Here is a 6,294-nt window from a genome sequence, read left to right on the forward strand (position 1 = left end):
CCCCGTGCCCAGGGCCGCCCGCTGTCGTGCCCGGCCGGATTCGGGGTCGGAGTCATGCGGGCGGTCCGGGCGGGATGTCCCGCTGCCGGCGGGTGTTGCGGCGCAGGTGGCGGTGTGCGCGGTGGTCGGTCCACCAGGTGAGCCGGTCGGGGGAGTCCTGCGGGAACAGGGTCTGGACCGAGGTGGCGGCCAGCGTGATGACGAGACAGATGACGACGCCCCACCAGGGTGCGCCGGCCATGACGGTCGCGAGGCCGGAGACGGCGGTGACGGACGCGGGGACCAGGTTCGCAGAGACAGCCATCGTCTGACCTCATTCACTCGAGTTCGCGTCCGCCCCGTGCGACCGCTGGTACCAGCTTCGAGCGGTGGCCGGGGGTGCGGGAGTGGGAACCACGTGTTCCCGGCAGTTGTCAACGCGCCTGCACAGTTTGGCTGTTCATGTGATGGTGCCCCTCCGACGGGGTGTAGGAGAATCGTGGACCCGGACGTGGAGGTGAACGCGTTCGGGACGGGGGACCGGGGCGGGGGAGCGGATGGACGGTACGGAAAACGAGGGCGTTCCGGCGAAGGCCTACGCGGGAGCGCTGCGGGAGGCCGTGGCCGGATACCTCGCCGCGGGCGGCACGCAGCGAGCGATCGCCGACGCCGTTCCCGTCGCTTACTCCACGGTGTCCCGGTACCTCAGCGGCGACCGCATCCTGAACGCCGCGGACTTGCCGAAGCTCCGGTCGTTCCTGGCCGAGCAGGGCCACCCCATGGACGATCAGGCGTACGGCAGGCTGGAGAACTTGTGCCGGGCGGCACACGCCGCCAGCGGCTCACCGGCCACGCAGCTCGCCCAGATCCAGATCGACCTCGCGCGCCTCACCGAGGAGCACAGCAAGGCATTGACCGAGCTGGGAGACCAGGCGGCCCGACTGACCGAGCTGGAGGACCAGGCGGCCCGTCTCGCCGAGCTGGAGGACCAGGGGGCCCGTCTCAGCGGCCAACTGGAACAAGCCCTCGACCGGATCGAGAAGCAGAACAGAAAACTGCAACACGCCCAGGACTACACCCGACAGATCGAGGCCGAACTCGCCGACCAGCAGGAGCAGGCCCGCCTACTGCGCGGGGAGGTCGACGTCCTGCGCGAGCAGAACCGCCGGCTCATCGAGGAACAGGTTCCCGCGGTGTCAACGCAGGTCAGCTCCGACGAGCCGGCCCTTGCCACAGGGCTCCGGGGAAGCCCGACTGCCGGGCAGGACGGGAGCCTCCACGAAGCCGGACCCGCCCAGGGCTCTCTCGACGACACGGACTTCTACGCGCAGCTCCTCGAAGGGCTCGCCGTCCGGCAGCACGAGATGCGCCAGAATCCTGAACGCTGGACCCAGAATCTCGGCGGCATCCGGCCACCGACCCCCCACCCACCGAGCCCCGCCTCTTGGGACCCTGTTCCGCCCGACCCCCCACGAGGGCCGGCGAACCCGCCGCTCGTACTGGCGGCGGGTCCGCCGCTCGTGCGCCGCTACTTCTGCATACTGCTGATGACCTACCTCAGCTGGGTGCTCTGGCTGACGTTCATGGTCGCTCTGCAGGCCGACCCCGGCCCCAGCATCGTCGTGATGGCCCTGACCGCAGTGATCGCCTTCGTCGCCCCAATTATCGGTATGAGACTGCTCACGGGATTTCCAGGACAGGACGGCGAGCCGGTGGAGGACGATCTGCGTTCCCTGCTCGTGCTTCAGGCCATCACCTTCGTCGGATGGTGCGCCTCGCTCATGGATCCCTTCTTCACCTTCGTGAGAGCGGACGCGCTCGCCACGTGGATCGCCCACGGGATCCTGCTGTAGACCGACGCTCACCCGTCACCCAGAAGGGGCCCCGAGGCGCTCAAATCGCCTCGGGGCCCCTTCTGCGTTCCCGACCACCGTACCGCCCGCTACCGGCCCCGCAGGCGCCGTTCGACCGTACGGACCTCGTCCGGGTAGGCAGCCCGCAGAGCGGCCTCCACGGTGTCCCGCTTGCCTGGTGTCGCAGTGTGCTGCCACGGCCCGCGACCGGCCGGTTGTCCAGCTCTCGCGAATCCGCTCCACGCCCTGTCAGGACCCGCTCCGCAGAGGGGCGGAACGGATTTTCGCGAGATGTTGAATGACCGGCGGCCAGCGCGGACTGTGGGTCCCGCGCTCGTCCAGTGGCCAACCCTGCACGGCTCCGGGACGGCGTCACCCTCACCTACATACGCGCCACCAATGAGAGGAACTCGCCATGTTCACCACCCCCCAGCTCCCGCAGCCGGCCGCTCCCACCCCGCCGGCCCCGGCCGCCGCCGTGCTCCCGCCGTGGGCCATGGTCGTCCTGGTCTGCCTCTGCGTCGCGGTTGGCGTGATGGCGTGCGCGTTCGCCGGGTTCGTCGTCTTGGTCCGCCCCGGTGCCTCGGGCCCGATCAACACGGTGCTTGGCGAGGGTGGCCTCGTCGTCGCCGTGGCCGCCTTGGCCGTCGCCTGCCACAAGCAGCAGTGACCCGGCAGAGCGCAGCTCGCCCGGCCGCTGCGGGTTCCGGAGCCCCGGCGGGGGTGGGCGAAGAGCGGCAGATCCCGACGGCCGGCCCGGTCGCGTTCTCCGGAGGGGGAAGCGGCCGGGCCGGTGGTTGGGGGTGGAAGCCGGAGCGGTCAGTGGCCGCAGCCGGGCTTGGGGTAGTCGCGTATGCGGCGAGGACGGCCGCGGCGCTCAGGGCGGCGTCCAGGGGCGCGGCGGCGGAGGGGTGACGGTGCGCCAGGTAGATGACGCCGCCCAGGAACATGACGACCACGAGCGCGGTGAGGAAGGCGAGAAGGGCCAGGAGGCGGTGGGACACGGTGAATCCTTCCGGGTGAGAGTGGAGCGCGAGGTGCGCTCCACCCCTTCGTTGGCGGGGCGGGCGGTGGGCAGGACCGCCGGAGCGACCATGCCGCCGCCGTAGAAGGCGACAGCCCCGACCACCGGACAGAGCCGGACGGCAAGACCTGGCGGCCGGCGGGGCGTCGGGAAACGCGGGCGCCGCTGCGCGGGTCTCTCTCCTGGCCCGTGGTGGAGCGCGCCAGCCAGAGGCGGTCGGGCCGTCCGCCCAGCTGCCGCAGGTCGTGCCATGGGCGCTGCCGCAGGTGTTGCCGTGGGGTTGCTGCCATGGTTGCTGACCTGGACGGACTCCCGGGAACCCCTGGTATCGGTGTGGCAGCACCCATGGCAGCTGGTTCGGACAGGGGTTGCGCGGCTTGCCCCCGCCGGTCGCATTGTGCTGCCTGCCCCGCTGGCACCTGCCCGACCGGCCACCTGCTGGCCGATCGTGCGGGGTCCTCCGCCATCGTCACGGTGGGGCGCAGCAGCCGACGACCGAGGAGACCCACCGTGACCACCGTCCAGCAGCCGACCACCGCCCCCGCCCTGATGCCGGTCCCGCCCACGGCCCCCACCGCCCCCGCCCCTGCGGCCCCTCCCTCGACCATGCCGTCGTGGATGGCCCCCGCCGTCCTCGCCGTCGCCCTGGTGCTGCTGCTCCTGACGGCCGTCGTCGCCGCTGTCGTCGTGCACATCTGGCCCGGGGCCCTGGTGCCGGTGAACGTGATCGGCACCGTCTGCGGGACGGCGGGCTCCCTCGCCACGGTGGCCGCCCTGGCCCGGCGACCGTGACCGAATCCCGCGCTCTTCTGAACTTCCGCCCAACTCGCCCTGGATTACTGGCTATTGTTCCTATATGCATCCATTTATTGCGATTGAGATTGATGGTGTGCTGTCTCCGTACGGCGGCCCGGTGCCTGCCGGGTACGCCGTGCACGCGGCGGAGTCGGCGGCGTGGCGGGCGTGGGCGGCGATGGTCTACCCCCGCCAGGCCCCCCTGCGGCTCGCCCTGGACCCCGCGGTCGGCCGGGCCCTCGCGGAGCTCCCCGCCGACCTGGCGCTCGTCTCCTCCTACACACCCGCCGAGCTGGCACCCCTGCTCCCCGCCTTCGGGTGGGAGACGCTGCCGCCGCTGGTGCCGCTGCGGGAGACCGGGTCAGTGCACTACCTGCGGGTGGAGGACCCCGGCCGGTGCCCCGACGCGAAGACCGCTCTGTACTGCCGGTCGGAGGAGATCGTCTCGTGGGCCCGGACCCACGACCGCCCGGTGGCATGGGTCCGCGCCGGCGCCCACCACCAGGAGCAGCTACGCCGGACCCTCGGCTACCTGTCGGCGGTCGGGCCGCTCCGCGCGCACCCCGTCGCCCCGGCCACCGGGCTCACCGCCGCCGACCTGGACGCGCTGCGGGAATGGGCGCGGGAGATGTCCCTGCGGCCGGAGCCGGCCCCGGTGGTGCCGCGCCGGTGCCGGGACTGCGGGGACCGCTCCACCACCGTGCGCGACGGCCGCCGCGCCGACCGCGTCCACGCCCGGTGCGGGTCGTGCTGCGAGTGCTGGTGCCCGGACCCGTCCGAGGACCGGTTCCAGCCCTGCGGCGACCTCCTGCGCGAGCAGTGCCCCGACTGCCGCTGCTGCCTCAACTGCGTCGGATGCCACTGCGGCGAATAGAAAAATGGGAATCCGGCTGCCCTTGACTCAAAAATGGTGAAGGGCAGCCGCATTTCTTTCGGAGGGCGAACGGAGTTCTCTCTGGGCATTCCACAGTTCTTTGCAATGCTGCCGGGTTCCCCTTTTCCCCGGATCGGCGGGGGTTGCGCGGCTTGCCGCCGGTCGCATTGTGCTGCCTGCCCCGCCACCGGACGGCCCGACCACGAGCCGGCCGTCCGTGCGGGGTCCTCCGCCATCGTCACGGTGGGAGGGGTGCAGCCGATGACTGAGGAGACCACCGCCATGACGACCACCACCACCGCCACCACCGCCACCGCCACCGCCACCGCCACCGCCGCCCCCGCCCTCGCCCTCGCTCCGGTGCCGGTCCCGCCCCCGGCCCCCACCGCCCCCGCCCCCGCCTCTGCGGTCCCGTCCCGGACCGTGCCGTCGTGGATGATCCCCGCTGTCCTCGCCGCCGTCCTGCTGCTCCTGGCGGGCGTGGTCCTGGCGATCGTCGTGCACCTCTGGCCCGGGGCCCTGATGCCGGTGACCGTGATCGGCGGCGTCTACACGGCTGCGGGCTCACTCGCCGGTGTCGCCGCTCTCGCCCGGCGGCAGTGACGGGCCGACGCCTGCGGGGAGGGGCGCTGACGGGTCACCAGATGAGCTGGTGAGCGGTGGAGGTGAGTACGGGTACTCACGCCGCGTTCATGGTTCCGCCAGGAGCATGTGGATCACAAGATCCTTTGGGGGGAACCATGAACTCTCGCACCCTGCTGCGCCTGACCTTCGCCAATCCTGCTTCCGTCGTCTACCTGGGCCTCGTCGGGGCGTCCGTCATGTTCGAGGTGGTGGCCGCACTCGTCTCCGATCCCGGCATCGTCGGGATCTGGCCGTTCCTCCTCACCGCACCGTGCTCCCTGCTGGCAGCAGGAGCAGTCGATGCGATCGGCGGCACGCACGCATCCGTCTGGTACCTCGTCGCCGGGGTGGCCATCAGCGCGCTGGTCCAGTCGTTCGCTCTTGGAGCGCTCGTGGAAACGCTGCGCGGCCGTCTGCGCGCGGCACCCTTCGCGGGCCGGCTGCGGAGTTGAAGGAAGCCGTCCCCGGCCCGGACATCAGATGCCACTGCGGCAAATAGAACAGTGTGAATCGGAGATCTCGGGCCAATTTTCCGGTTCGAGATCTCCGCATTTCGATCGGGGGCAAAAGGAAATCCCTTCCCTGCTTCGCGTTTCGCCCTGCGATGCCATCCGATGAGTCGAAAAGCATTGATGAGCGGAGTCCACTATTTCCCGAGGGTGGTGGTTGGTTCGTGTTTCTACCCGCGCATCAAAAGGCGCTCCGGGTGTATCCGGGGGTGAGGGAGAATCCCAGTCCCTACCCAGGCAACCGTAGTGATGCAGAGCTATCGAGGGTGGCCAGACCGGGGGTAGAGGAGAATCCCAATCTCTACCCATGGGTGCGTGGTGATGCAGCGTCAGGGGGAGGCCGCTCCGGCCGATTGAGGGAGGACCGGCCGCGACCACCCCCTCTCATAGCCAGCCGCCCGCGACAGCGGGCCCACCCCACGGCAGGCGAAGCCTGCTGCGGGGTGGCGCCAGACGAGCCGTCAGAGGAAGGGGCCGGCGCGGAGCGTCGGACCCCTGCCCGGCCACCCAGAAACAGAAACCCCGGATAAACAATTCCGGAGGAATTGTTTATGGTAATTCCGGAGGAATTACCTAAAAGCCCGTAGGGCTTTTCGTCTTTACGCCCCGTAGGGGCGTGCGTCGTTCCTCCGGGCT

General features: G+C 70.6%; 8 protein-coding genes. 7 read left to right on the forward strand and 1 reads right to left on the reverse strand.

What is annotated here, in order from left to right; translation table 11 throughout:
• Positions 1-52 precede the first annotated feature (52 nt).
• On the reverse strand, positions 53-304 hold the full coding sequence (locus OG599_RS35015) for a hypothetical protein (protein WP_327180401.1): 252 nt from the start codon (positions 302-304) through the stop codon (positions 53-55).
• A gap of 232 nt (positions 305-536) precedes the next feature.
• Between OG599_RS35015 and OG599_RS35020 the strand changes: the two genes are divergently transcribed.
• The 7 genes from OG599_RS35020 to OG599_RS35050 all read left to right on the forward strand — a co-directional run bounded on the left by OG599_RS35020 (position 537) and on the right by OG599_RS35050 (position 5,601).
• On the forward strand, positions 537-1,832 hold the full coding sequence (locus OG599_RS35020; RefSeq protein WP_327180402.1) for a hypothetical protein: 1,296 nt from the start codon (positions 537-539) through the stop codon (positions 1,830-1,832).
• A gap of 415 nt (positions 1,833-2,247) precedes the next feature.
• Positions 2,248-2,502, forward strand: coding sequence for a hypothetical protein (locus OG599_RS35025; protein ID WP_327180403.1), 255 nt, complete (start codon positions 2,248-2,250; stop codon positions 2,500-2,502).
• Positions 2,503-2,749: 247 nt separating this feature from the next.
• Positions 2,750-2,941: a hypothetical protein gene (locus OG599_RS35030; RefSeq protein WP_327180404.1), complete on the forward strand. Its 192-nt coding sequence runs from the start codon at positions 2,750-2,752 to the stop codon at positions 2,939-2,941.
• Between the two features lie 425 nt (positions 2,942-3,366).
• Positions 3,367-3,648, forward strand: coding sequence for a hypothetical protein (locus OG599_RS35035; RefSeq protein ID WP_327180405.1), 282 nt, complete (start codon positions 3,367-3,369; stop codon positions 3,646-3,648).
• Between the two features lie 97 nt (positions 3,649-3,745).
• The gene (locus tag OG599_RS35040; protein WP_327180406.1) at positions 3,746-4,525 is read left to right on the forward strand and encodes a hypothetical protein; all 780 of its coding nucleotides are present in this window, start codon (positions 3,746-3,748) and stop codon (positions 4,523-4,525) included.
• 261 nt (positions 4,526-4,786) lie between these two features.
• On the forward strand, positions 4,787-5,128 hold the full coding sequence (locus OG599_RS35045) for a hypothetical protein (RefSeq protein WP_327180407.1): 342 nt from the start codon (positions 4,787-4,789) through the stop codon (positions 5,126-5,128).
• Positions 5,129-5,265: 137 nt separating this feature from the next.
• Positions 5,266-5,601, forward strand: a complete 336-nt coding sequence (locus OG599_RS35050; RefSeq protein WP_327180408.1) for an SCO4225 family membrane protein — start codon at positions 5,266-5,268, stop codon at positions 5,599-5,601.
• Positions 5,602-6,294: the final 693 nt, after the last annotated feature.

It is taken from the genome of Streptomyces sp. NBC_01335 (assembly GCF_035953295.1).
GTDB lineage: Bacteria > Actinomycetota > Actinomycetes > Streptomycetales > Streptomycetaceae > Streptomyces.